23 protein-coding genes are annotated in these 25,591 nt (G+C 43.4%); 21 read left to right on the forward strand and 2 right to left on the reverse strand.

Annotation, left to right across the window (positions count from 1 at the left end):
• Positions 1-374 precede the first annotated feature (374 nt).
• Positions 375-788 carry a DUF5412 domain-containing protein gene (locus tag FU659_RS10935; protein WP_147947611.1) on the forward strand — a complete coding sequence of 138 codons (414 nt, stop codon included), beginning with the start codon at positions 375-377 and terminating at the stop codon, positions 786-788.
• A 232-nt stretch (positions 789-1,020) separates the two neighbouring features.
• On the opposite strand, the gene FU659_RS10940 is transcribed toward FU659_RS10935, so the two are convergent.
• Complete coding sequence (locus tag FU659_RS10940; protein ID WP_147947612.1) at positions 1,021-2,301, reverse strand: M48 family metallopeptidase; 1,281 nt, start codon at positions 2,299-2,301, stop codon at positions 1,021-1,023.
• A gap of 143 nt (positions 2,302-2,444) precedes the next feature.
• On the opposite strand from FU659_RS10940, the gene FU659_RS38770 reads away from it, so the two are divergent.
• Both FU659_RS38770 and FU659_RS10950 read left to right on the forward strand, forming a co-directional pair.
• On the forward strand, positions 2,445-2,576 hold the full coding sequence (locus tag FU659_RS38770; RefSeq protein WP_147947672.1) for an Imm30 family immunity protein: 132 nt from the start codon (positions 2,445-2,447) through the stop codon (positions 2,574-2,576).
• A gap of 32 nt (positions 2,577-2,608) precedes the next feature.
• Entirely contained in the window at positions 2,609-2,911 is a 303-nt protein-coding gene (locus FU659_RS10950; protein WP_147947613.1) for a hypothetical protein, read from the forward strand.
• A gap of 17 nt (positions 2,912-2,928) precedes the next feature.
• On the opposite strand, the gene FU659_RS10955 is transcribed toward FU659_RS10950, so the two are convergent.
• Positions 2,929-4,950: an S-layer homology domain-containing protein gene (locus FU659_RS10955; protein WP_261807749.1), complete on the reverse strand. Its 2,022-nt coding sequence runs from the start codon at positions 4,948-4,950 to the stop codon at positions 2,929-2,931.
• A gap of 397 nt (positions 4,951-5,347) precedes the next feature.
• Here FU659_RS10955 and FU659_RS38775 point away from each other — a divergent pair, with 397 nt between their 5' ends.
• From FU659_RS38775 to FU659_RS11030, 18 genes are all read left to right on the forward strand, one after another.
• A complete protein-coding gene (locus FU659_RS38775; protein WP_187274071.1) occupies positions 5,348-5,584 on the forward strand; it encodes a beta-xylosidase family glycoside hydrolase in 237 nt (78 codons plus the stop codon).
• Positions 5,581-6,351: a sugar phosphate isomerase/epimerase family protein gene (locus FU659_RS10960; protein ID WP_147947614.1), complete on the forward strand. Its 771-nt coding sequence runs from the start codon at positions 5,581-5,583 to the stop codon at positions 6,349-6,351. The genes FU659_RS38775 and FU659_RS10960 overlap by 4 nt, the downstream gene beginning before the upstream one ends.
• Positions 6,352-6,718: 367 nt before the next feature.
• Positions 6,719-8,470 (forward strand): sensor histidine kinase, encoded by a 1,752-nt coding sequence (locus tag FU659_RS10965; protein ID WP_147947615.1) that lies wholly within the window; start codon positions 6,719-6,721, stop codon positions 8,468-8,470.
• Complete coding sequence (locus FU659_RS10970; RefSeq protein WP_261807750.1) at positions 8,418-10,094, forward strand: response regulator transcription factor; 1,677 nt, start codon at positions 8,418-8,420, stop codon at positions 10,092-10,094. The genes FU659_RS10965 and FU659_RS10970 overlap by 53 nt, the downstream gene beginning before the upstream one ends.
• Before the next feature lie 64 nt (positions 10,095-10,158).
• On the forward strand, positions 10,159-10,710 hold the full coding sequence (locus FU659_RS37030) for an ABC transporter substrate-binding protein (protein ID WP_261807751.1): 552 nt from the start codon (positions 10,159-10,161) through the stop codon (positions 10,708-10,710).
• 56 nt (positions 10,711-10,766) lie between these two features.
• Complete coding sequence (locus FU659_RS37035; RefSeq protein WP_397355504.1) at positions 10,767-11,663, forward strand: DUF3502 domain-containing protein; 897 nt, start codon at positions 10,767-10,769, stop codon at positions 11,661-11,663.
• 31 nt (positions 11,664-11,694) lie between these two features.
• The gene (locus tag FU659_RS10980) at positions 11,695-12,480 is read left to right on the forward strand and encodes a tyrosine-protein phosphatase (RefSeq protein ID WP_147947616.1); all 786 of its coding nucleotides are present in this window, start codon (positions 11,695-11,697) and stop codon (positions 12,478-12,480) included.
• Between the two features lie 42 nt (positions 12,481-12,522).
• A complete protein-coding gene (locus FU659_RS10985; RefSeq protein WP_147947617.1) occupies positions 12,523-14,223 on the forward strand; it encodes a glycoside hydrolase family 3 protein in 1,701 nt (566 codons plus the stop codon).
• A gap of 40 nt (positions 14,224-14,263) precedes the next feature.
• A complete protein-coding gene (gene pgmB / locus FU659_RS10990) occupies positions 14,264-14,908 on the forward strand; it encodes a beta-phosphoglucomutase (protein ID WP_147947618.1) in 645 nt (214 codons plus the stop codon).
• 83 nt (positions 14,909-14,991) lie between these two features.
• The gene (locus tag FU659_RS10995) at positions 14,992-15,678 is read left to right on the forward strand and encodes an MgtC/SapB family protein (protein ID WP_261807753.1); all 687 of its coding nucleotides are present in this window, start codon (positions 14,992-14,994) and stop codon (positions 15,676-15,678) included.
• A gap of 121 nt (positions 15,679-15,799) precedes the next feature.
• Positions 15,800-16,747: an ABC transporter permease gene (locus FU659_RS11000; protein ID WP_147947676.1), complete on the forward strand. Its 948-nt coding sequence runs from the start codon at positions 15,800-15,802 to the stop codon at positions 16,745-16,747.
• 14 nt (positions 16,748-16,761) lie between these two features.
• Positions 16,762-17,649, forward strand: a complete 888-nt coding sequence (locus tag FU659_RS11005; protein ID WP_147947619.1) for a carbohydrate ABC transporter permease — start codon at positions 16,762-16,764, stop codon at positions 17,647-17,649.
• A gap of 54 nt (positions 17,650-17,703) precedes the next feature.
• The gene (locus FU659_RS37040) at positions 17,704-17,826 is read left to right on the forward strand and encodes a hypothetical protein (RefSeq protein ID WP_261807754.1); all 123 of its coding nucleotides are present in this window, start codon (positions 17,704-17,706) and stop codon (positions 17,824-17,826) included.
• Positions 17,827-17,867: 41 nt separating this feature from the next.
• Positions 17,868-19,502, forward strand: a complete 1,635-nt coding sequence (locus tag FU659_RS11010) for a sulfatase family protein (protein ID WP_147947620.1) — start codon at positions 17,868-17,870, stop codon at positions 19,500-19,502.
• A gap of 464 nt (positions 19,503-19,966) precedes the next feature.
• Complete coding sequence (locus FU659_RS11015) at positions 19,967-21,727, forward strand: sulfatase (protein ID WP_147947621.1); 1,761 nt, start codon at positions 19,967-19,969, stop codon at positions 21,725-21,727.
• 142 nt (positions 21,728-21,869) lie between these two features.
• Entirely contained in the window at positions 21,870-22,763 is an 894-nt protein-coding gene (locus FU659_RS11020) for a cache domain-containing protein (RefSeq protein WP_147947622.1), read from the forward strand.
• Positions 22,715-23,680: a sensor histidine kinase gene (locus FU659_RS11025; RefSeq protein ID WP_147947623.1), complete on the forward strand. Its 966-nt coding sequence runs from the start codon at positions 22,715-22,717 to the stop codon at positions 23,678-23,680. The genes FU659_RS11020 and FU659_RS11025 overlap by 49 nt, the downstream gene beginning before the upstream one ends.
• Complete coding sequence (locus FU659_RS11030) at positions 23,658-25,280, forward strand: response regulator (protein WP_147947624.1); 1,623 nt, start codon at positions 23,658-23,660, stop codon at positions 25,278-25,280. The genes FU659_RS11025 and FU659_RS11030 overlap by 23 nt, the downstream gene beginning before the upstream one ends.
• The last annotated feature ends 311 nt before the right edge of the window (positions 25,281-25,591 follow it).

Below are 25,591 nucleotides of genomic sequence, written 5' to 3' on the forward strand. Positions count from 1 at the left end.
GCTTTCCTCTTTTAGAAATATCTAGACTGATGACTGGATTCATCAGATCTCTCCTTGATGTGAATTTACCCGTAGCCCCAGTGATTCTTTTTATAGCTCAATAGCATCGCATTTGATACGGGATCCTTGTCCCAACCAACCTTAAACATGGTATTCACAAGTAGAGGTGAACATTTTAGTGCTCGGGATCATGACCCACGGGCAGGAACGTTCGACACGGCTACCATAATCCTCTAAGCAAATGCAAAAAGGATCAACCAGTAAGTTCTGGTTGATCTCATAATACGAACGGGTAGAATAAGATAATGAATTAGGACAAAAGATGATGTTATACTTTAAGAAAATAATAATGAGGCTGTTAATAGTGGAGGAAAATGGCACATTCAATCGATGACAAAAGTATTATTTTAGAAATCCAAAGAACCAAAAAAAACGTGTTCAAATTTTTACTTTCAATAGGATTGCTGTTCATAGGTTTAATCGGATATGGAATTTATTGGGCTTTCTTTGACATGAATCGTCTGCCGACGGGTGATCTAATTGGACAATCTACCTCTCCCAACGGCAAATATACAATTAATGCGTACCTATCTAGCGGGGGGGCAACGACTGACTTTTCTGTAAGAGCAGAACTTATTTTCAACAAAAACTCTAAGAAGAAAAAGAATATCTATTGGAATTATAGAGAAGAAAATGCATATATCGTTTGGATTGACAATGATACTGTTAGGATTAACGGTCACGATTTAAAATTGCCAAATGAGAAATATGATTTCAGGAATGAGTGAACTCTCTATTTATTGAATTCAGCTAAGAGAGACCTAAGCATAATAACCAAAATGAGAAGGCAGCCAGCAATGAACTGCCTATTTCCCATAAAAAAGCAGGGAAATAGCGTTAATAATTGTATTTTTTCCATAAAACAAACGTATCAAGTATTATCGAGGGGAGACATTGAATTGGTGTTGTAAGCTTCCACTATGCTTTTGATTTTTCCATTTCGCAGCATAGATCAGTAAATTAAAATTGAATGTATCTGAGTTTATAATCATCCAGTATACTTTTTTCTATTGATAAATGTAATTCTGATATTTCATTCATTATGAGCTGATATGTCTCGTTTTTAATAATAAAATTAGCTTTGTCTAGATCCAAAGAGTTTATATAAGTAATCCGATTACCTGTAGGTGGGTGAGTAGCATCTAGTCGTGAGTTATCTAAAAGCTCTAATCTTTTTATCCTCTCCAGTTCTTTTTCAGGCGTCATTAAGACTTGCTCAACAAAATCTTCAAAAAAATGACCCTCTCTCTTTGTATTAATAACTTTAAGTATTGTGAATTCATATGAATCTTGGAAATGTAGCTTATTTAGTAACGAAAGAATGGCTTCTTTGCCTGCTGTTTTGGCCGCGATCTGATCTGCCAAATACTCAGCACGTTGAGAGTCACGCCAATTCAGGTGGCAAAGTAAGTACAAGAGAAAATATAAAATCTTTGAAACTAAAAGTAGAAGGATATTGGCGAAAATCATAAATAATGCACCGGCACGGTATCGAGTATCAAAAATCTTGTCTGGTTTTGTGATTTGATACCATGAAGATAGTGTATGAATGGCTGAACCAACCCATAATCCTTTATTGAGGTCACCGTTTATTCCATGAGCGATTTCATGAGAGATAAGAGCAACAAGTTCTTGTTTATTTAAAACGGACAGTAAGGGTAACCCCAAACGCAGTATTTTCTTTTGTTTCCAACCGATTTGAGAAAAAGAGGCATTAAATTTTTCATCAATGATAATCCCGTAAACCTTATCAGCATTCAATGTAGAAGAGATTTCATCAGTGAATTTATACAAGTTTGGATAGTGCTCTCTAGAGAGAGGAGGATGACGAAGCTTATTTGGTTTCAGACGTGTAATCCAAGCTAATACCATTAGAGATATGCCCAATATGATAAAAAGTACGTTTGGAAAATCGCTTTTAATTAAATAGAACCCGGATACGAAGATGCACAAACTAGCTAAATGAATAAATGAAGAGGCAACTAAGGTCAACAATTTCAAACTAAAGAAAGTAGGGTTTAAATTTTCCTTTTGAAGTAAAGAATGAAGTAAATTTTGACCCGATTTTTCTCCTGCTCTTAAATATATTTTTTCGAATATACTTTTAGGTACATATTTTTTTGCAGTTTTTAAATTCCAATTACACTTTTCACACCAAGTAACATAGCCCTTGATATCTTCCATAACGTGGTTGCAATCAGGACATACTTTTTCATCTGTATTAGCTACCATTGATTTCATAAAATTCTAGAATTTCCTCCTAGTTCTGAGATATTGTCATAATACCATGGAATAAATGGAAAGTATCGAGGTTTATACAATCTTTAGGTTACAGAGAGGTCCATTTTTAGAGCTGAAATCGATTTATGAGAACTTAATCGGAAATTTTATTATTTGAGGAAGCCCTAGGAGAAATATATAAAGCTAATGATTATCGGATAATTGGGGAGTTGGTGGATATGTTAGAAGACAATACTGAGCACGAAGAAGTCATGTGGGGGGAGTTCATACAATAGAGTATTTAAGTGAATTTTAATCTTATGATGCCTTGAAGCTCCAGATTAACTCCATTCCAGATAACATTGAAAATTGCAGGGAATGGATTGATATTCTTCATTACAGGATTCTGGAGCACGATGGATACGAGGACCCTGAAAAATTCGAAGATAAAGTTAAAAAGTTAACGGAGAACTTTAGCAATAATCAAGAAGGCTGCCCAGATCGAACGATCGGCAGCCTTCTCAGCTATACGAAAGGGCAGATTATTGCAATAGAATACACGGTAGTAAGAGTTCTTCTTGGAGCATTAAGCAGCCCGCCTTCTAATAAAGAACGGCCTGCTTTTAATTAATTCATGCTTTTCACATATCATTTGATCGTGATGGATGTTACGAGCTTATTAACACCTTTAAGCTGTACGAGATTTCCCTCCTTAAACGATGCCAGGTTGCCGGAAAGTGTGATACCAGCGGAGACCTGATAGATCGTTGTTTGTTCCTTCCCATTCACGGTTTGAGTGATTGTTATCGTTGCAAGCTCACCTTGGGCATTGAGCGTAGTTCCTTTTAATTTTCCAGTAAGATCAAATGGCTGATTCGCATCAATCATTTTGGTGACTTCAATGTAAATGACTTTATTGTCAGAGGTGCGAATATCGACTTCATCGCCTACTTTTAAATCTACAGCTCTGACCTTCACGCCATTTCGATAGACAACGACATCCGGATGAAGTGTGAATACAGTTGTAACTCCCGACTTAGTGAGCTTTAGTTCATTATTGCTTACCAGTGCGCTGATCGTTCCGTTGTTTGTAATGGGTTGAACCATTTTGGTCACTTCAATATAAATGACTTTATTTTCGGATGTGCGAATATTGACTTCGTCTCCAATTTTCAGTTCGGAAACATTGACTTTCAATCCATTGCGATAGACGATAACTTCCGAATGAAGTGTTAACTCAAATGTAACACCTGATTTCTGAAGCTTAAGTACGTTATTGCTTACGGCTGCGCTAACTGTACCGCTATTTGTAATGGCTTGTGCTGTTTGCGTTACTTCAATGAAAATGACTTTATTGTCGGAAGTGCGAACATTCACTTCATCGCCAACCAACAGGGAGGCAGCCGTGACCTTCACGCCATTCCGATAAATGACCACATCTGGATGAAGAGTATACTCCGTGGTAACTCCCGATTTTGCAAGCTTCAGCACGTTGTTATTAACAGTAGCACTAACTGTCCCACTGCTAGAAATAGGTACAATCGATTTGGTGACTTCGATGTAGATGACCTTATTATCCGAAGTACGAATGTTAATTTCATCCCCAACTTTTAGGTCATACGCACTCACCTTAATGCCGTTGCGATAAACGACGACATCCGGATGAAGCGGTAGTGTAGAGGTAGCTCCAGCCTTCGTTAGCGTCAATGTATTATTCGTAACTGCGCTACTTACGGTGCCGCTATAGATAATCGATTGCACAGCATTGGTCACTTCAATGAATACAATTTGAGCGTTAAATGTGCGTACTTTCACTACGTCCCCAACCTGCAAAGCAGAAGCATTTACTTTGGACCCGTTCCGATAAATGAAAACGTCTGGATACAGCGGATAAGTTGATGTTGTGCCGGAACTCGTGATACTAAGCGTGTTGTTTGTAACACCCCTGCTTACAGTTCCATTCATCGTGTTATTCCCTTGGTCTGGCAATTGACCTCCCGTACGATCGAGCAAAGCTGCAAGCTGAGCCCGTGTTACCGGTAGATTTGGCCTAAATGTGTTGTCTTCGAAACCATCAATCAAACCTTTCTCAATGGCAACAGCGACATAACCAACAGCGCCTGCAGGAATCTGTTTCGCATCTTTAAAAGGCAGGGTCGTGTTCATTTTCGCTCTCGCCTGAGCCTCCAACTTCAATCCTTTAACTAAAAGAGTCGTTGCCCAAAGCCGGTCGCCTTCTTTTTGAGGCTGAACCATATCATCATTTTCCGAGAACAAATCATTTTCTAAAGCAACAGCCACATAACCGACAGCCCAAGAAGGAACTTTATCAGCATCTTTAAAATTCAGATGAGTGCTCATTTCTGCCGATGATTCTGCTTGGCTGCGAAGACCCATCAGACGAACCGCAGCAGTAATCGCTTCAATTCGTGAAACGGTATTCTGAGGTTTAAAAGTGCCATCCTCATAACCGTCAAATACACGCTTCGATGCTAAGCTCGCGATATAGCGTACCGCCCATTCGGCACTTTGCAAATCGTCAAAGGTGAGATGTATTTCAACCTTATTGTCATCTTTTTTACTGCTATTCTCTTTGGCTAGAACGGCTGTGCCGCTCCCCATGATCATAACTAAAGCAAGACCAGCGGCGATTACCTTTTTAAGCACCACGCTTCACACACTCCTTTTTTATTTGAATTCCTATATGTATCAGAAGAATTCGTTGAATTGGTTATTTTTAGGTGGGTACTATTTTATTTTCCATATTGAATTTTTCTTTATCCTTTCATTGAAGCATCAAGTGATATTTAACAAATTTAGCATACGAGTTGTAAAAAAACTGTCATATTGTCTGTCGATCGCGGCGGTTCTGGATAGCCTGGTTGCCCAGAGCGCGTGAAAGAATAGTATGTAATCGTTGCGCGAACGAGAAACTATAGATGAACTAAGAAAGAGCAGCCACTCGGCAGCCCTTATTGTGAGACTATTATTACATTCGGTTGAGTTACGACGTAACGCGTGGAACCTATGCCTGTGTTTTGAGAAGCATCGCGGGCAAGGATAAGCCGTGCTCCAATTTGCCTACTCCCGGGATGGCATTAGCTGGGCTGACATTGGTCCTTTACACGATTTCGGCACATTATCGGAGGAATACTGTGGAAAACCTGGCTTCGCGGGCGTGTTCCTTGGAGTCTGTCTTCAGGATTTAATGGCAGCGGCTTATATGCTGATTTTGATTATTTTATGTATCGTAACTTCATGTATAATAATCATATATGAGAGTGGAGGAATTGAAAAATCATGATTGTACCTGGACTAGTATCTGTCACATTTCGAGAGAAGACGGTAGAAGAAATCCTCCAAATTAGCATAAGCTGTGGGTTAGAGGCAATTGAATGGTCGGAGAATATTCATGTTTTTCCTGGAGATGAAGAAGGAGCAAATCAACTTTACCGGAAAACGATTGAATCTGGTATACAGATTGCCGCATATGGTTCCTATTTTCGTTTGTTGGAAAATGAACGACCAGCTGAAGTGTTTTTACAAAGCCTTATTTCGGCTAAAGCGTTGCATGCTCCTATTATCAGAGTTTGGGCTGGAGTACGTTCTTCTTCAGAAGTTAGCACAGTGTACCGAAATAGACTCACTGAGGAAGCTATACAAATTGCTAGTTTGGCGGAACGAGAAGGTATTCAGGTAGCATTAGAATGGCATAGAGGGACATTGACGGATAACAATGAATCGGCAATGCTTCTTCTAGATGAGGTAAATCATCCAAATCTATTTTGTTTGTGGCAGCCAACAGAAGGACTTAGCATGAATGAGCGTTGCGCGGGTCTGCACGAACTGGCAGTACGCAAGAAATTGTTAAATCTTCATACGTATTACTGGAAGGAAGGCAGACGAATGCCATTTTCTGAGGGTATGCATGAGTGGAGGCAGTATCTGGCACAGATTGATGACCATGAAAATCGTTATGCACTTCTTGAGTTTGTTAAGGATGATAACGTTGAACAATTAATGTCAGACGCACTAGCATTGAAACAGTTATTAAAAGGAAATATTGGGTAAATGAATGATACAGTCAAGTCTGATAACTTCTTAATAAGAAATTATCGAACTTGGCTTTTTACGGTTCATTAGTGTCCCAAATGAAGATAAATGATGATAACCCGCTGAATCCAATCGTCCTTGGCATGCCAATTCGTACCATATATTTCTCGATGAATCAATATCACCATGAACCGTTTGCATTAAAACTGCAATGGTCGAAATCGTACAAGCAGGAAGTCTAAAACGGAGTAGTAAGTGACCGGTTAAGTTACTATAATAAATTTATCATTCTAATTAATAGGAGAAGCCAGCAGACTGCTGGCTTTTTTAATTCGTACATTCAGTCAATAATGATTAGAGAAGAATATGAAATGAGGGAGCATTCATGACAGGCCGTTTTTTTCGAATACCTTTCAATTCCATTCGTTTCAAGCTGATCGTCGGCGTGGTGCTGATCACAGTGCCGTTAAGCTTGCTGCTCATCTATACCAACTACTATGCGATCGGCGTTGTTCGGAGTCAAGTGGCAGATTCCAACAAAAAAATGATGTCTTTGTATATGGGACAAATCGATGAACAATTACGGTTCGCGGAATCGTATTTAATGGGCTTAACTATCGCCGAAGCCGACTTTACCGGCATTGAGAACAAAGTTTCAGAAAGTGATCGCTACTTCGCTTTAAGAAGACTATCTAACCGGATTACCGAAAATATGTTGAATTTCAAATCGGTGGACGGCTTTTTTATTTATTCGGCTCCCAATCAATATTACTTGAATGCATTCCGGGAAGTTACAAATTATGCTGAACGAGAATCGGTCAGAAACTTTATTGAGGATGAAACCGGAAAGGCAACGCCCAATTTACCGATAAATCGTTGGTACGTGCAGGAAATCGGAGAAAAATATTACTTGTTGCGTACGATCAAGGTGAGCGATACGTATGTCGGTACATGGATTCTATTCGACAATTTAATGATGCCGCTAAATCTCATCGGACTAGGAGAAAAAGGGGCAGCCTTATTTACGACGAATGACGGCGTGCCTTTGGTAAATGCTGAAATTGTTAGGAATAACCGGCTAGATGTAAATAAAAATCTTCAACACTATTATTTAACCGGGGACGATCACCGTTATCTGGTAGTCGGCGATAAGTCGGCTGTAGGGAATTTCAATCTGATTGCCCTCATACCGGATGAACAAATATTAAAGAATCTTCCTATCCTCCGAAACATTGTTAATTTCATTCTCGTCGGAGTTTTCATTCTATTGCCCGTCTGTTTGCTGCTTCTCCGGAAAACGGTGCTCCTTCCGATCAACCGCCTGATTTTAGCGATGAAACGAATTAAGGACGGCAATTTGGACATGCGGATTCAATCGTTTAAGACATCTGATGAGTTTCAACTTGTTAATGAAACCTTTAATAATATGATGTCACAAATTCAAGAATTACGGATCCATGTGTATGAAGAGCAGATGAACAAGCAAAAGGCGGAGCTCCAGCATTTGCAGCTGCAAATCAATCCGCACTTTTATTTGAATTCGCTTAATATTATGCACACGCTCGCGCGCGCCAAAAATTATGCGCTGATTGAAGAGATGGCGCAATGTTTGGTTGGCTATTTCCGCTATATGTTCCGAAGTAATTTGACTTTTGTCTCTGTGCAAGAAGAATTACAGCATGTTCGGAATTATTTGCGCATACAGGAGCTGCGATTTCCGAATCATTTACAGTGTACGATTCAAGTTCCTGACTATTTGCTGCGTACCCCGATCCCGCCGCTTGTCGTTCAAACATTTGTGGAAAATGCGATCAAGCATGCGGTAACGATGGACGAACCGGTTCTTTTGACGATCAATTTGGAACTCGACGATGCGGCTGCAGCCCCCACACTCAAAATAACCATTCAAGATACGGGGCCGGGTTTTCCGGAGGATGTACTGAGGGAAATTCGCAGTGGAACCCAGATGACGAGTACACAAGGCGAACATATCGGAATTTGGAATGTTCAACAAAGACTGTTGCTGTTGTACCAGAGCCGTGCTGACATCGCATTTGCCAATATGGCTTCTGGAGGTGCTGTCATTGTCATTACGCTGCCATTACAGCCGGATATGGGAAAAGGAGAGCGATTATGATGCAATGCTCATTGTGGATGATGAAATTCTATTCGTAGAAGGGCTTAAATCAGATTTGCACTGGGAGACGTTTGGGGTTTCAACTGTCCACACGGCTTATAATATTAGGCAAGCGAAGGAGATTTTTGAGGCTCATCCCATCGATATCATGCTTTGTGACATTGAAATGCCGCAAGGCAGCGGTCTAGAGCTCTTAACCTGGGTACGGGAGCATTATCCGAAAACGGAATCGATTTTCTTAACTTGTCATGCCGATTTCAAATTTGCGCAGCAAGCCATTCAGCTTGGCTGCTTCGATTATTTGTTGAAGCCGGTTGCTCTTGCTCAGCTGGAAGAGGTAATTGTGAAAGCAGGGGCAAAGATCAATAAAGAGAGTGAACTTCAGCAATACAGCCGTTACGGCCAATTTTGGGTCCAGCACCAGCCGATCCTGATTGAGCGATTTTGGCTCGATATTTTGCATGAAACCATTCCGTCAAATTTGGAAGCTATTCGAGAGTCTGCCGCGGATCGCAATATCCCTTTTTCAGAGGAAATGAGGTTTTTGCCTGTTCTGATCAGCGTGCAACGCTTTTATAAAGAGTTGAGTTTGCGCGATGAGAAGATTCTGGAATATGCCATTCAAAACAGCGCCGAAGAAATGATCGTTGAACACAAAGAGAAGGGACAAGTGCTGCAATTGGGCAGCCAAAATCTGCTGGCGATCGTGTCTTGGGATCAGGAAGCGGAACCGGAGATGGAGCGATTGAAACAAAAGTGCGAAGATTTCATCACTTCTTGTAGACAGTTCTTCTATTGCGATATCTCCTGCTACATCGGGAACCGGGCGTTCGTACACGAACTGCCATCGATGGTTCACGAGCTGTCTCATCTCGATAAAAACAATGTTGCTTATAACAATACAGTTTTCATGCTATCTGGAAAAAAACAATTCTCCAAGCCCGTTGTAATGCCGGATCTACCTGTGTGGTCGGTCATGTTGAAAGAAGGTTCAATGACGAAGGTGTTGTCGGAGGCTGAGCGTTATTTGGAGAGCATGATGAATACAGGAGAACTAGATGCGAAGGTGTTGCATCAATTTCATCACGATTTCCTGCAAATGGTGTATCACGTCATCATGCTCAAAGGCATTCAGGCACGCGAGCTGTTAAGTGATGCCGTATCGATTGAGCTTGCACCGCGTGCTACGCGTTCTGTAACGGATACGATTGCATGGATCAAGCACATCATGGAGAGATCTCTTCAATACGTGAATACGGTTGAACAAACGCAATCCGTCGCGGAGCGTGTTAGAAATCATATTGCGCTTCATTTAAATGAACAAGAGCTGTCACGCGAGGAAATTGCTAATCATGTCTACTTGAATCCGGATTATCTGGATCGCATCTTCAAGAAAGAAACCGGTATATCGGTTACTGAATATTTGGTTCAGGAGCGTATGGGAATGGCCAAGGAGCTGTTGTCCAAAAGCGGCATGTCGATCAGCAGCATCGCCGCGCATGTCGGGTACTCGAATCTCGCGCATTTCTCCAAACGATTCAAAAGTGTGACCGGTATGAACCCGAATGATTATCGACAACAGCATGGTCGGAATGGTACAAACGGAAAGTCGAAAACGGAGTAGTGACAGTTTGGGTGGGTACTTATAATGAAATTGTTCGGATAACAACAAATAAAAGGAGATAACCATGAAGAAAAGATTGAGTTTCTTAAGTTCGATTGTCGCATTGACGGTTATTGTTTCAGGTTGCGGTTCCGAGAATGGTGCAGCAAGTCCCAAGAAGCAGGACGACAAGAAGACCGAAGCGCCATATGAGCTCACGGTGGCGATTCCTGTTAAAGGCGCAATTCCGAAAGACATGCAGCTGGTGAATGACGAGATTAACAAAATTGCCAAAGAGAAAATTAACGCCACTGTTAAGCTGTTGCCTATCAGTTACAGTGCATATGTGAATCAAATGAATTTGATGATGACTAGCGGAGAAAAGCTCGATTTAATGGTGGTGTGGGGAGCATTCTACTCCAGCTATGTCGCAAAAGGACAAGTGCTTGCGCTTGATGATTTGCTTACCAAGCATGGCAAGAATATTTCAGAATCGTTGGGGCCTGTATTTCTAAATGCTCCGAAAGTAAAGGGTAAAATTTACGGCGTGCCGACCATTCGTGATTTAGCGCAAGATTACGGATTTATCATGAGAAAAGACTTGGTAACCAAATACAACATCGATTTAAGTATGTAAAAAAATTGGAAGATCTTGAAAGTGTACTAAAGAAACTCAAAGAAAACGAGCCGAGCATGGCTCCTATGACGAATAAGGTGAATAGCTCCCTATACGGAACGTTTAGCACGAGAGATTCTTTGGGGGACGATTTAGGGGTGCTTCTGAATAATGGTCAAGGCGAGCTGAAACTCGTGAACTGGTACGAGACTCCTGAATATGCCGACATGGTGAAGCTCATGAGAAAATGGAACCAAGCGGGATACGCGATTAAAGATGTCGTGACAAACAAAGAAAGTGAAAACACCATTATAAAAGCAGGTAAAGCAGCAGGGAATATCACGCACATGAAACCGGGCTTTGCTGAACAGCAGTCGAAAATAGTCGGAACTGAAATGATCGCGGTCAAGCTTGCGCCAGCAGCCGCGAATACAAGTACGGTAAATAGCGTGATGTGGGGGATTTCCCAAGGTTCGAAAAATCCCGAGAAAGCTATGCAGTTCCTTAATCTCATGTACGCTGACAAAGATATTGTTAACTTATTCTCTTGGGGTATCGAAGGCAAGCATTATGTGAAAAAGCAAGATGGTTTTATTGGCTACCCTGCAGGAGTAGATGAGAATAATACGGGTTTCGCTTTGAACCAAGGGTTTATGTTCGGTAATTCGTTCCTTGCCGATGTATGGGAAGGTAATGACAAGAATGTATGGCAGGAAACGAAGAAGTTCAACGAAAGTGCAACCCGATCGAAAGCGCTTGGATTTACGTATGACAACACTTCGGTGAAGACAGAAGTTGCCGCTGTAAGCAACGTCGTGAATCAGTACCGATTAGGGCTGGAGGATGGAGCCTTCGATCCGGATAAAGAACTGCCTAAGTTCATTTCTGAGTTGAAAGCTGCCGGAATCGACAAAATTATTGCCGAAAAACAAAAACAGTTGGATGCGTGGGCCAAAGAAAATAACGTGAAGTAAGCGAAATATCGGAGAAATTCAGGAGGATATAATGGAAACAGCCTATAAGCAAAGAGTAGAGGAAATAGAACGCAGAACCAACTTGCGTAATTTAGGTGGATATTTCACGGCAGATGGAAGGACAATCAAGCCCAACCTATTGTTCCGTTCCGCAGAGCTGGCGGAAATGAACGAAGCGGATATCGCGTACTTGCAAGAAAACGGTTTGCGCTATATTTGCGATTTCCGTTCGGAAGGTGAACAAAAAGCAACGCCGAATCCAGTCGTTGCTGGCGCGGAAAACATCCATATATCCGTACTGGGTGGAGTTGTTAATCCACAGGAAATGATTGCAGTGATTAAGAAAATGGACATCGCTGAGTTCAAGGGAGATTGGCTGGAAAACGTTTATGTGCAGTTTGTCTCAGATCCAATTGCTCAAGCTGCTTATCGTCGATTTTTTGATTTGGTGCTGCAGGCAGAAGGCAGTCCGCTGCTCTGGCACTGTGCAGCAGGTAAAGACCGAACGGGATTTGCTGGAGCTATCTTGCTTCTTGCACTAGAGGTGCCGATGGAAACCGTTATGGAGGATTTCTTAAGAAGCAACAATAACCGGAAAGAAGCGATTGATCACATGCTTAGCTCGATTCAAGAGAAGCTAGGAGATGACAACAAGTTTGCAAAGGTTAGAGAAATGATGGCAGTAAAACAGGAATACTTGACTACGGCGCTGCATGCAATCATAGAGAATTATGGGACCATGGAAACTTATATGGAAGAAGTGCTCGGATTGACATCCGAAGCGCGCGAAAAACTGAAAAGCATTTATTTAGAGTAAAAGTTAGAACTCCAAATAGTCATAAGAGAAGAGGGACGCTACATGGTTGATTTGCATGCAAAGCCTTTTCATCTAGACGATGATGGGATTGGATGGGTTAAGGACACGTTGGCCTCCATGGATCTTGCCGCCAAGGTGGGACAGCTGTTTTGTCCGATCGGATTCACCGATGACAAGGAGCAGCTAGCGAAGCTGACGCAAAAGATGAGAATCGGCGGCATACTGTATCGACCTGGTTCCGGGGAGAAAGTCCAGGAAACGCATCGCTATTTGCAGGAAACTTCGGAAATTCCGCTGCTTATTGCCGCCAATCTGGAAGCAGGGGGCAACGGCTCCGCTGTGGATGGTACTTTTTTCGGCAAGCAATTGCAAGTTGCAGCTACGGACAATACGGAGATGGCTCGCAGGCTCGGCGTTATTGCTGCTCGGGAAGGCAGCGCAGTAGGTGTAAATTGGGCGTTCGCGCCAGTTGTGGATATCGACGTCAACTTCCGCAATCCAATCACGAATGTGAGAACGTTTGGTTCCGAACCAGAGCGCGTTGCTCGCATGAGCAAAGCTTATACGGCTACGGTTCAGGAACATGGCGTGGCTGTCTCGATTAAGCATTTCCCAGGCGACGGCGTGGATGAGCGCGATCATCATTTGTTAACGTCGATCAACTCGTTGTCGGTCGAAGAGTGGGACGCCACTTTCGGCAATGTGTATCAAGAATGCATTGACGCCGGAGCCATGAGCGTTATGGTCGGACATATTGCTTATCCTGCTTACAGCAAGCAACTTCGTCCTGAGCTCAAAGATACGGACATTATGCCTGGGACTTTGGCACCGGAGTTGTTGAACGATCTGCTGCGCGGGAAGCTCGGATTTAATGGACTTATTACGACCGATGCTACGCCAATGGCCGGTTTTATGATGGCGATGAAGCGGGAGACAGCCGTTCCGGCTTCGATCGCTGCAGGTTGTGATATGTTCTTGTTTAATAAGAGTATCGAGGAAGACTTTTTCTTCATGATGAAAGGGATCGAGACGGGCATCCTGACCGTGGAGCGGCTGGATGAAGCGGTGACACGCATTCTCGGTGTTAAAGCTTCGCTTGGTCTGCATACGAAGAAGCGGGAAGGGACCCTTGTGCCGGGCTTAGAGGCGCTATCCGTTCTGAAATGCGACGAGCATATGAGATGGGCTGGGGAATGTGCGGATCAATCCGTTACACTCGTGAAGGACACGCAGCAATTGCTGCCGATCAGCCCAGAGCGTCACAAGCGTATTTTACTCTTCTCGCTCGGCGGCGAGGATGGCTTGTTCAAATCAACGAACATTGCGCCTTACTTTATTTCCAAACTGGAAGCGGAGGGTTTCGAGGTCAAGATATTTGATACGAAAAATTTCGATTTAAGGGCGATGTTTGCTGGGGTGAAGGCGATGACGGATCAGTATGATGCTGCTATCTACTTCTCAAATATGGAGACCCACAGCAACCAAACCGTTGTCCGCATTAACTGGGCGCCTCCTTTTGGTCTAGATATGCCGTGGTTCATTCAAGAGCTGCCAACGATGTTTATTTCCGTGGCTAACCCTTACCATCTGCTGGATGTACCGCGTATACCAACGTTTATTAATGCGTATTCAGCCAGCGAGCAGGTCGTGGACGCGATTATCGAGAAGCTGCTGGGACGTTCCTCCTTCAAGGGGATCAACCCTGTAGATCCATTTTGCGGCTATTGGGATACACGTCTGTAAGCAATACGTGCAAGCCGGACAATGAAAGGGGAATTTCAACATGTCAATACTTGCAGTCATTTTTGATTTGGACGGTGTGCTTGTGCATACAGATCAGTATCACTACCAAGCATGGAAGCGAATGGCGGACGAAGAAGGTATTGTATTCGATGAGTCCCTCAATGACCGACTGCGTGGGGTTAGCCGGATGGAGAGCTTGGAAGTCATCCTTGAGAAGAGCAGCAGAACGTATACAAGTGCGGAAAAAGAAGCTTTGTCTGAGAAGAAGAACGGCTACTACCGCGAACTGCTTGACCGATTGACTCCCGCAGATGCGGCGCCTGGTTCTCGCGAGGTCATAGCTGCCTGCAAGCAGCAGGGGACTAAAGTCGCGATCGGATCATCCAGCCGGAATACGCCGATCATTCTGGAAAGGCTTGGCTTTACGCACTTGTTTGAAGCTGTGGCGGATGGCAATGAGATCGTTAACAGTAAGCCGGATCCCGAAGTATTTCTACTCGCAGCCAAGAAGCTTGCCATAGATCCCGCATGTTGTCTCGTCGTAGAAGACGCGGAGGCTGGCCTTATCGCCGCTAAGCGTGCCGGTATGAAGTCGGCTGCCATTGGTACTGTGATAAACAGCCCGACTGCTGCTGACTATCGGCTTCATCGTTTGGAAGAGCTGACAGCTGTAATTTGGGGTTAAATAAACATAGGAAGAAGGAGCAGACGGTGGCTCCTTCTTTTTTTATATTAAACGTCTCAATTTTACTTAAGGAGAGATCTTTCATGATGCTCAGCATAGACGTTCATATTTTGATTAAATTAGGACTTTCAGCTGCACTCGGGTTAATTATCGGTCTAGAACGTGAAGTTCGCAATAAGCCGCTAGGGCTGAAAACTTCGCTGGTCATTTGCTTAAGCAGTTGCTTGTTAACTATTGTTTCCATCGAATCCGCGAATAAATATGCAGTCCCAGGCTTGCATGTGATGGACCCCATGCGGCTAGCGGCACAAATCGTCAGTGGAATCGGTTTTATCGGAGCAGGGGTCATTCTAAGGAAGCATAACGATGTCATTATCGGTCTAACGACCGCTGCGATGATTTGGGGGACGGCAGGGCTAGGGATAGCGATTGGCGCGGGATTTTTCGTTGAAGCTTTTTTCGGGCTGGCACTTATTATGTTCTGTGTCATTGTGCTGCCTTATTTTATTAAGAAAGTCGGCCCGAAGCCATTGATTATGAAAGATCTGCGTGTAAAGCTCATCGTGTCCCATGATGCGAATTTAACCAGTATTATTAAAGCGATTATTGCAAAAGGGTACAAAATGAATAGCGTTCATATTAAAGAGCTGAACGGCGAACAGCAGGAGCTTAATTTCATCGTGTTCATCGACCGAAAGTATGCTTCTGAAGTGTACGATGAGCTGAAAAGCATGACATACATCGAGATTGCCGAAGTGGAAACGCTTTAGAACGGCAGGTCGGAATCGTACAAACGGGAAGTCGAAAACGGAGTAGTGACTGTTCCGCCTAATTCCTATAATGAAAGTGTAAGCAAACAATAGATGCCATGAAGTGGAGGAAGTGAGTATGATGACACAAGCAATAACGAATAAATCCTCAACGAGTAAAAGGCTGAGCAGGTGGAAAAATTATTATCCGCTTTACCTTTTGATGATCCCAGGCGTGCTTTACTTGCTCATTAATAATTATGTACCGATGTTCGGTGTTATCATCGCGTTTAAAGATATCAATTATCAGGCAGGCATTCTCGGCAGCGATTGGATTGGTTTTAAAAATTTTGAATACTTGTTCAAGACGAAAGATGCCTTAATCATTACACGCAATACGATTCTGTACAATTCGCTTTTTATCGTTGTACACACGGTCATAGCTATTTTTGTGGCGATTTTGCTGAATGAAGTGAAGAAGAAATTTTTATCCCGTTTTTATCAAAGTGTCATTTTGCTTCCTTATCTGATTTCGATGGTCATTGTCAGCTATCTCGTCTATTCCATGTTAAGTGTCGAGTCAGGCTTGATGAACAAGGCCATTCTTCCGCTGTTCGGAATTGACAGCATTTCTTGGTATTCAGAAGCGAAGTACTGGCCGTACATTCTGACACTGGTGCATATTTGGAAAGGTGTCGGATTCCTATGCGTCGTTTATTTAGCATCCATCATCAGCATCGACACGGAGTATTACGAGGCAGCGACACTGGATGGCGCTTCAAGATGGTATCAGATTCGCTCCATTACCATCCCTTTGATTATGCCTGTCATTATAATGATGACCCTACTAGCGATCGGACGCATTTTTTATTCGGATTTCGGCTTGTTTTATCAAGTGCCAATGGATTCGGGCGCGTTGTCCAAAACGACAAATGTCATTGACACCTACGTGTATAGAGGTCTGATGAACCTCGGGGATATCGGGATGTCATCGGCAGCCGGTCTGTACCAATCGCTTGTCGGATTCGTGTTGGTAATCGTATCCAACTATGCGGTGCGCAAATTCAGCAAAGACAATGCATTATTTTAGAGGGGGAAAGATTCATGGCACAAGATAGTAAAGCGCTGCAGTGGACTACTCATATTGTTCTGATTGCATTATCCGCTGCAAGCCTTCTGCCTTTTTTACTGCTCATCATGTCCTCCATTTCAAGTGAGACAAGCATTATTCAACATGGATACTCTCTGTTTCCGCAAGAATTTAGTTCCAAAGCGTATGTGTATTTACTGGATCACTGGCAAGAGTTGGGCCGTGCGTATGGGATTACCGTGTTCATTACGGTAGTGGGAACCACTGCCAGCTTAGCCATCACGTCGATGCTGGCGTATCCGATTTCCCGTCAAGATCTGCCATGGAAGAAATTTTGGGCATTCTTTGTTTTCTTTACACTTTTATTTAATGGGGGCCTTGTCCCTACGTACTTGATTTATACGCAGGTTTTGCATGTGAAAAATACGATTTGGGCGCTGCTTATTCCTGGACTGCTCATGAACGGATTTAACGTCCTGCTCGTCCGCACCTTCTTCATGACGTCCATTCCGCCAGCGCTTATCGAAGCGGCCAAAATCGATGGGGCGGGTGAGATTAAAACATTCTACAAAATCGTTCTCCCGCTGTCAGTTCCGATCATGGCGACCATCGGACTTTTCGAGGCCATCTTGTATTGGAACGATTGGTTTAACGGATTGACTTATGTGACCAACCCGAAGCTGTTTAGCATTCAAAATATTTTGAATCGGCTCATTCAAGATGTCCAATTTTTGAGCAGCAACTCCGACATGGCATCGGGCGCTGGGGCGAAGGTCGCAGAGCTTCCGAGCACATCGGTAAAAATGGCGATTGCTGTTGTCGGAGTACTTCCGATTTTGGTGGCGTATCCGTTCTTCCAAAAGTACTTCATCAAAGGGATTACAATTGGTTCTGTAAAATAGTGGGGAATATCGGGAGGATACGGCTATGAAAGCAGTCATGATCATGTTCGATTCTTGATGGTGCAAAGCAAACCATCGCCGGAAGTGAGTGAAGATGACGTTGTCCAGCTTGCGACGAGCTCGTTTGGCAATCATGCGCTGCGGCTTGTCGGTTTTCTGAAAATGCTCATGATGTAATGGATGACGGAGAGTATAAAACAGATAAAGGAGTTTGCCGGATGAAGGAAGCAGGACGAAAACCTAACTTCTTGTGGATTACATTGGAGGATACGAGCCCGAGAATGGGCTGCTATGGAGATCCGTTGGCGCGGACACCCCACATAGACCGCTTAGCCCAAGAGGGAACTTTGTATCGGAACGCATTTGCCACGGCGGGAGTATGCGCTCCCAGTCGATCTGCTGTCATTACGGGCATGTATCAAACCGCAATAGGCACGCATCATATGCGAACCGCACATACCAATGTGCACACACCGGAGCTGCCGACACCTTATTTTGCAGTAACCCCCGCTCATGTCAAAACGATTTCCGAAATCATGCGGGCCAGCGGATATTATTGTACGAACAATGCTAAAACAGATTATCAGTTTCAGGCGCCTCTAACGGCATGGGACGAGAATGGCAAGGAATCACATTGGCGTAAACGGGAAGACGGTCAGCCCTTCTTCGCTGTATTCAATTATGACGCTACGCATGAAAGCGGCATGTGGCCGGCTGAGTCAATGAGGCAATTTATGCCTAACTACGAAGAGAGACCGCTCACGACCGACCCGGATCAGGTTGTTCTTCCACCCTACTTGCCGAATACTCCGAAATCGCGAGCAGCGCTTGCCAGACATTATGATAATCTGGCCAATGCGGACGAGTATGTAGGTCGCATTCTTCAACAGCTTGAGGAAGATGGTTTGACTGACAATACGATCGTCATGTTATGGAGCGACCACGGAGAAGGACTGCCGCGTGCCAAGCGGTGGACGTATGATGCGGGAATCCGCGTGCCGCTTATCGTCAGGTGGCCCGATAAGGTGGGAAATGGCCAAGTCAGCGAACAATTGGTCAGTATGATCGACTTGGGACCTACGGTGCTCTCCTTGGCTGGGATACCCGTTCCCCGGCATATCCAAGGTCAGCCGTTCATGGGAGAGCTTGCCGAATCGAGAGAGTATGTATTTGCCACTCGTGACCGTTATGACGAGGCTTATGATAAGGTTCGCGCTGTAAGAGATACGCAATTCAAATATATGCGTAATGAGTATCCCGATCAGTCTTACCTTCAGTGGATCCCATTTAGTCATCTTCATCCGATATTCCAGGAGCTGTGGAGATTACAATTGGCAGGCGAATTAGAGGGCGATAAGCAAGTGCTCATGCAAAATAAGCGTCCTCCGGAGGAATTGTATGACTGTTTAAACGATCCGCATGAACTGACTAATTTGGCGGACGATCCATCGTATCGGGATGCACGGATTCGTTTGCGCAAGGAGCTTGACGATTGGTGCGGTAAATACGACGTTTGGGGAGATATTCCGGAGACGCAAATGGTTGCGACCATGTGGCCGAATGGCATTCAACCACAAACAGCTAAACCACTCTTCATCCCGATCAATAGCCAGTTGCCAGGTAAGAATGCGTTGAAGGAAGGAATCTTCAAAGAACCGACAGCGGTCATGCTTCATTCAGCAACACAGGGTGCTTCCATTGCTTATACGACCGATGGAGATGTGAATCCTCGTTGGAAACTGTATACGGGCCCGATCATCTTAACAGATGGTCTTGCGCGCATTCGATCGATTGCGGTACGCATCGGTTATAAGGATAGTGAGGAGGCTGAGTCTACGTTTATTGTTGAATGAAGTAGTGCCTACCGCAGGAAGATGTACCATGAGTTCTGAGTGGTAAGCGGTGATTTTTAAAAAGGGAACATACTCGATCAGTGATGTCCTTGATTGAGTATGTTTTTATATTATTATCTGACTTTTACCCATATCCTTAAATTCCATTACGTAATAAAGCTTCGAAAGGCCCGTCTGATCGATCCAGAAATTGCTCGCCTTCGTTCATTTGTTTTTACTGTAGCATGTATTTTGCCGAGAGAGGAATTGAAAGGATAAGGGACCTGAATATAATGTTATGTACCGTAATATTTGACCATTCCGCCTGAGATGGCTATTTTTAAGTGGATTCCTTCTGAATATAGTGATGTTTTTTGAGGATATTTTATTACCGCAAGGGACAACGCTTATATATAATGTTAAAGATCAAGACGTGTTAGTCTGCATTTTTTCAAGATGTATGACCATAAAAGGGGGAGTTACCTATGAAAGCAGTAATGCTAATGTTCGATTCCTTAAATAAACATATGTTGCCAAGCTATGGCTGTGATTGGATACATGCACCCAATTTCAATAGGCTTTCAGAGCTAACGGTCACTTTCGACAAGTGTTATGCTGGTAGCTTGCCATGTATGCCAGCGAGAAGGGAACTGCATACTGGGAGATACAATTTTCTACATCGCAGTTGGGGGCCTTTGGAGCCTTTCGATGATTCAATGATTGGATTGCTTCGCAAACAGGGCATATACACGCATTTGACGACAGACCATGTGCATTATTTTGAGGATGGCGGAGCGACCTACCATGGCCGATATAACTCATGGGAATTCGCCAGAGGGCAAGAAGGAGATCCATGGAAAGGACAAGTTGAGAATCCTACGATTCCGGAAAATTTAAGCGGGCCTAAGCTTGGGGATTTATGGCGTCAGGACTGGGTGAACAGGCAGTATCTTGACTCTGAAGAGAAAATGCCGTTAGCAGTTACCATTAGGCAAGGCATTGAGTTCATGGAGAAAAATCAGGATACAGACCGGTGGTTCCTGACGATGGAAGCGTTTGACCCGCATGAACCTTTCTTCACACAGCAAAAGTACAAGGACCTGTACCCGCATGTGTACGAAGGCAAACATTTCGATTGGCCGGACTACGGCAAGGTGAAAGAGCAACCAGAGGAAGTCCAACATGCGATTTATGAATATGCGGCCCTAGTCAGTATGTGCGACGAATATTTGGGTCAGGTGCTAGATGCATTCGACAAATACAATTTGTGGAAAGATACGATGCTGATAGTTAATACGGATCACGGCTTTTTGCTAGGGGAGCATCAATGGTGGGGGAAAAATATTCAGCCATTCTACAATGAAATCGCCAATATTCCTTTGTACATCTGGGACCCTCGGTATGAAACGAAGAGTGTACGCTCCGATGCTTTAGTGCAAACGATTGACCTAGCACCAACGCTACTCGACTATTTCGGTGTCCCTATCCCAGATGATATGCAGGGTCATCCGCTTAGCTCGGTTATTGAGCAAAACGCTCAAATTCGGGAGGCAGCGCTGTTCGGCATTCATGGTGGACATGTGAATTGCACAGACGGACGTTATGTGTATATGCGTGCGCCGCACACCATCAATAACGCTCCACTATACGAATACACGTTGATGCCGACGCACATGCACACGATGTTCAGCCCCCAAGAATTGAAGGGAATGGAATTGGCGGAACCTTTTTCATTTACGAAGGGCTGTCAAGTCATGAAGCTGAATGCCAGTACGTATCTCAACCCATATGTGTATGGGGACTTGTTGTTCGATTTGGAACAAGATTCAACCCAGAAAACAACGTTGGATGATACAGAAGTAGAATTGCGAATGATTAGGCTGATGTCACAATTAATGGTTGAGCAAGATGCTCCGAGGGAGCAGTTTGAACGCGTCGGAATATCCGTTGACGGATATATGTCCGCTTCGGAGCTGGCTAAGGAGAAAGAACGGAAACGTAAGGATCGTTTCGTGGACTTAGGTATTGGGGAAACATGGAAGGGGAAATCAAGAGAAGCATACTTTGCGGTGCGCTGTCTGGCTCCTGCTCCACTACGTGCTGTCTTAAATGAACAATTAATTGCTTATTTGCGTGCTAACGATTTGATGGAGTTCGATGAAGAAGTCCTTCTGCAATTCGTTCCAGGGCTATTCGGCCCTTATGGCCCAATGGTTGTCCGTACGATTCGAGGGACAATTCTGTAGCCCTGAAAGAAATGTTATAGACTATGGTAATGGGAGCCTCTCTCCAAGTGCCATAGTCTTCTTTTCAATTGTAAACAGAAATCGTTTGAGATACGATGAATAGAGCAAGTAAAATACCAAACAAAAGAAGGAAGGCGCTCTTATGTGGAAACGTTGGTTTCTTGGGAAAGGAAGCATTCAAACCAAGCTACTGGTTTCCTATGTGCTCCTTATCGTTGTGCCGCTTGGGTCGTTTAATTTGTTATCCAACTACTTCTCTAGTAAAAGTGTGGAAGAGCAGGTTAGTCAAAATCACTTGAAAACGTTAATGCAGATCAATGAAAAAATAGAAATGGTCATGGACAACATTATTGCTATTTCTAATATCTATTATTTGAATGATGATGTGAGAATAGCTCTGGTGGAACCTTATGTTTCCAAAAGCTTCGAAGAAGCCCAGAGGCTGCGAGCCCTCAATCAATTGTATGCCAATTACACGTATGCTTTCGGACAGCTGAAATATCGGGTTAACTTAGTGGGCAGGAACGGATTTGAATATCATTCAGATGATTCCCAACCGAAGTATGAGGCTGAGCTTTGGAGACAAACAGCTTGGTATCCGGAGGCTGTCAGGAAAAACGGGAGCATTGTATGGATTTCCGGTCCCAGTACGGAAATGCCGCTGCGGACAAAAGGTAAACATGAATTTTCGGCAGTTAGACTGATAAAACGATTCGAGACGGACCGTGAGCTTGGGTTGCTCATTCTGAGTATTGACGAAAAGGAAATTCAGCGCTTTTACGAGAGTGCGGAAATCGGACAGCAACGAATCGAAATTGTCGATGGTCAAGGCAACATTATCTCCTCCCGGGACAAAACACGGTTATTCGAAAATATAAAAGGCAGTGCCGTCTTTGAGAAAGCTTTAACAGCAAAGTCTGGATATTATATAGAAGAAGTGGATCAGAAGCGTACGCTTGTCACCATCACAACCGTTGAGAAAACGGGATGGATTATCATTCCTATACACCGCTTAGTCAATTGCTTGAAAATATGAATCAACTGAAGATTATCCAGAAACTGTTGTTTGTTGTACTGATTATTTTTGCTGTTTTCGCGTCTTATATTGTAGCAAGGAAGCTGGCTGTCCCGATTCGGATGCTCTACTATGACATTAGCCGTGTTGAGATGGGCGACTTAACAGTAAGATCGAAGGTGAAAGGGAATGATGAAATCGGCAGCCTTGCCGCAAAATTTAATGCGATGGTGATAAGAATAGCTGATTTAATGTCCAATGTTATTTATGAGCAGCAAAAAAAGCGAGACGCTGAGCTTGTTGCTTTGCAATCGCAGATTAACCCTCACTTTCTTTATAATACGTTAGCCTCGATTCGGTTTATGCTTGCTAAACATGATCCGGAGAAAGTGGATTCCGTTATTGTTGCTTTAGTCAAGCTTTTGAAAATGACGTTAACCCGGCATGATGAATTCATTACGGTCAGGCAGGAAATCGACATCCTGAAGCAATATGTGTATATTCAACAAGCCAGGCAAGGAGCAGGGCTTGAGGTTTTCTTCGAAGTTGAGGATAGCATGCTCAATTGCTTGACGATCAAGCTGCTGCTGCAGCCTATTGTTGAAAATGCGATTTTCCATGGCATTGAGCCGAAAGGTTCACAAGGTGTCTTATTTATACGTGGCGAACAACGAGGAACGGATGTTATGTTCGAGGTTTCTGATGACGGCATTGGCTTTGCGAATTCCATGCATATTCTGAATACAACGTCGGCCCTTCATGGCAAAGGAATTGGTTTGCGAAATGTTCATAATAGAATCCAACTTTATTTCGGAGAAGACTATGGACTTGAGGTTCATTCTGAAGTCGGTGTGGGAACGACAGTACGCATTCGAATGCCGGCCATTTATGAGGAAGAGGGGGTGAGGAATCGCTATGAATATATTAATCGTGGATGATGAGCCGATCATCAGGCAATGGTTCGCCATGACGATCGAGAAGATTGGCTCACCTTATCGGATTGTTGGAGAAGCAGGCAACGGGGTCGAGGCGCTTCAATTCTGCCAGCAACAACAGGTCGATCTTGTTGTGACTGATATTAAGATGCCGCAAATGGATGGCATCGATCTTTTAAAGCAGTTGCAACAGGAGCACCCTCATGTGCGGTCGCTGATCTTAAGCTCATACGGTGAATTCGAATATGCAGCCGAAGCCTTGAAACACGGCGCCTCTGATTACTTGCTGAAAGCGGAGGTCACAACTGATTCGCTAAGAGAAAGCTTTGATAAAATTAGAAGAGTCTGGATGTTGGAGCATCATAAAATTAAGGAAGTCGATCAATTGAAAGGCTTTGTCAATGAGAACCAAGTTTCTTTGCGATCGGTCTATTTACTTAAGCTCTTTGAAGGAAAACCAAACGAGCTAGAGCAATTCCACAAACAAATGAGTTATTTTCAAGTTTCTCTTTCAGAAAAACAGCTTACGCTTTTTGCAGTCGGCATCAATCTTGGCGAACATGTGAAAATTAAAGAGAGAGAACTTCGAAATCTGGCTATTATAAATATTATCGATGAAACGTTGAAGGACGAGGAGGGGAATGGTTGTTCTTTCTCGTTCGATGATAACTTGTTCGTTGCCTTACTAAACGTCGAACAGACAAGCACCAAAACACAAAGGGAAAGACTGTTCCTTAACGCGAATCAAATTTCAAATCATTTGAATCGATTTCTCGGCATCACTTCTTCGATCGGTATTAGCCGAACCTATCACACTTTAACTCAAATTCCCGTTCAATGGTCGGAAGCCAAGGAAGCCTTGCAACATCGGATGTTTTATGGAGAAAGAAGTATTGTTTTCTATTTAGAACTTCATCATACAGATCGTAAAGTGGCACAGCAAGATGTAAAAACGTTTCTTTCGGAGTTCGCTAGGCGGGTAGATGCCGGAGATACACTTCAAGCTTTAGAGCAGCTGCGCTTGTTCTTCCAGGAAATCGAATGGCGTAAGCATTGGTCGGACAAACAGGTAAAAGCCGTATGTGTGGAATTGATCATCATTTGTCTTCAACGACTGCGTAATTTAGAGCTTCTTACCGAGGAATCAGCGGCTCTTTATGAGAATGTTCATATCCATATTCAGCAGCAAGTCACGTTTGCCGCCTTAAAACTATGGGTCACTGAAAAAGCTCAGCATTTGATGGGGGTATTTGACAACAACCTGCGTAAATATTGCGAACCCGTTATGCAAGCTTGCAGCTATATAAAGCAACATTATCAAGAGGAGATCTCGCTGCAGCAGCTTGCGGGTCACGTTCATTTGAGCCGTACGTATTTTTGTGAGTTATTTAAAAAAGAAACAGAAATCAGCTTTAACGACTATTTAACCGAAATCCGAATGGAAAAAGCCAAGGAGCTTCTTAAGAATAAAGATTTAAAGATTGGTACCTTGGCGGAAATTATCGGCTATTCGAATGCAAGCTATTTCATTAAATTGTTCCGAAAAAGTACGAATCTGTCTCCACTGGAGTATAGAGAACATCTTTACCAGTCGGGCAAATGAGCTATTCCAACTAAATAAGGAGTAAAATGACCGCTGCTCAGCTTGGCCGAGGAGCGGATTTTTACCACATCAGAAAGTATAAGTTTTCGGCTCCCGAAACCGCTTTCTGATTGGCGATAAAACCAACCTCTAAACGCGGTCGCTCATCATTGAGTGGCCTCGATAGAGGTTTTCTCATAACTGAATATCCCTCTATCGAATCCGACTATTTTGTTATTTTTTTATATACGAGAGGTCATTGCCAAAAAACGTGAACGATTGTGTTGTTTTTCAAGAATATGTTTTTATACAGCGATGTGATATTTCATCAT

The sequence above is a fragment of the Paenibacillus sp. N3.4 genome, from assembly GCF_008017805.1.
GTDB lineage: Bacteria > Bacillota > Bacilli > Paenibacillales > NBRC-103111 > Paenibacillus_E.

Excerpts from the sequence above, each read along its gene's own strand:
- FU659_RS10935 (WP_147947611.1), top strand. The coding sequence starts at position 375 with ATGGCACATTCAATCGATGACAAAAGTATTATTTTAGAAATCCAAAGA.
- FU659_RS10940 (WP_147947612.1), bottom strand. The coding sequence starts at position 2,301 with ATGAAATCAATGGTAGCTAATACAGATGAAAAAGTATGTCCTGATTGC.
- FU659_RS10960 (WP_147947614.1), top strand. The coding sequence starts at position 5,581 with ATGATTGTACCTGGACTAGTATCTGTCACATTTCGAGAGAAGACGGTA.
- FU659_RS10965 (WP_147947615.1), top strand. The coding sequence starts at position 6,719 with ATGACAGGCCGTTTTTTTCGAATACCTTTCAATTCCATTCGTTTCAAG.
- FU659_RS37030 (WP_261807751.1), top strand. The coding sequence starts at position 10,159 with ATGAAGAAAAGATTGAGTTTCTTAAGTTCGATTGTCGCATTGACGGTT.
- FU659_RS37035 (WP_397355504.1), top strand. The coding sequence starts at position 10,767 with ATGGCTCCTATGACGAATAAGGTGAATAGCTCCCTATACGGAACGTTT.
- FU659_RS10980 (WP_147947616.1), top strand. The coding sequence starts at position 11,695 with ATGGAAACAGCCTATAAGCAAAGAGTAGAGGAAATAGAACGCAGAACC.
- FU659_RS10985 (WP_147947617.1), top strand. The coding sequence starts at position 12,523 with ATGGTTGATTTGCATGCAAAGCCTTTTCATCTAGACGATGATGGGATT.
- pgmB (WP_147947618.1), top strand. The coding sequence starts at position 14,264 with ATGTCAATACTTGCAGTCATTTTTGATTTGGACGGTGTGCTTGTGCAT.
- FU659_RS10995 (WP_261807753.1), top strand. The coding sequence starts at position 14,992 with ATGATGCTCAGCATAGACGTTCATATTTTGATTAAATTAGGACTTTCA.
- FU659_RS11000 (WP_147947676.1), top strand. The coding sequence starts at position 15,800 with ATGACACAAGCAATAACGAATAAATCCTCAACGAGTAAAAGGCTGAGC.
- FU659_RS11005 (WP_147947619.1), top strand. The coding sequence starts at position 16,762 with ATGGCACAAGATAGTAAAGCGCTGCAGTGGACTACTCATATTGTTCTG.
- FU659_RS11010 (WP_147947620.1), top strand. The coding sequence starts at position 17,868 with ATGAAGGAAGCAGGACGAAAACCTAACTTCTTGTGGATTACATTGGAG.
- FU659_RS11015 (WP_147947621.1), top strand. The coding sequence starts at position 19,967 with ATGAAAGCAGTAATGCTAATGTTCGATTCCTTAAATAAACATATGTTG.
- FU659_RS11020 (WP_147947622.1), top strand. The coding sequence starts at position 21,870 with ATGTGGAAACGTTGGTTTCTTGGGAAAGGAAGCATTCAAACCAAGCTA.
- FU659_RS11025 (WP_147947623.1), top strand. The coding sequence starts at position 22,715 with ATGGATTATCATTCCTATACACCGCTTAGTCAATTGCTTGAAAATATG.
- FU659_RS11030 (WP_147947624.1), top strand. The coding sequence starts at position 23,658 with ATGAATATATTAATCGTGGATGATGAGCCGATCATCAGGCAATGGTTC.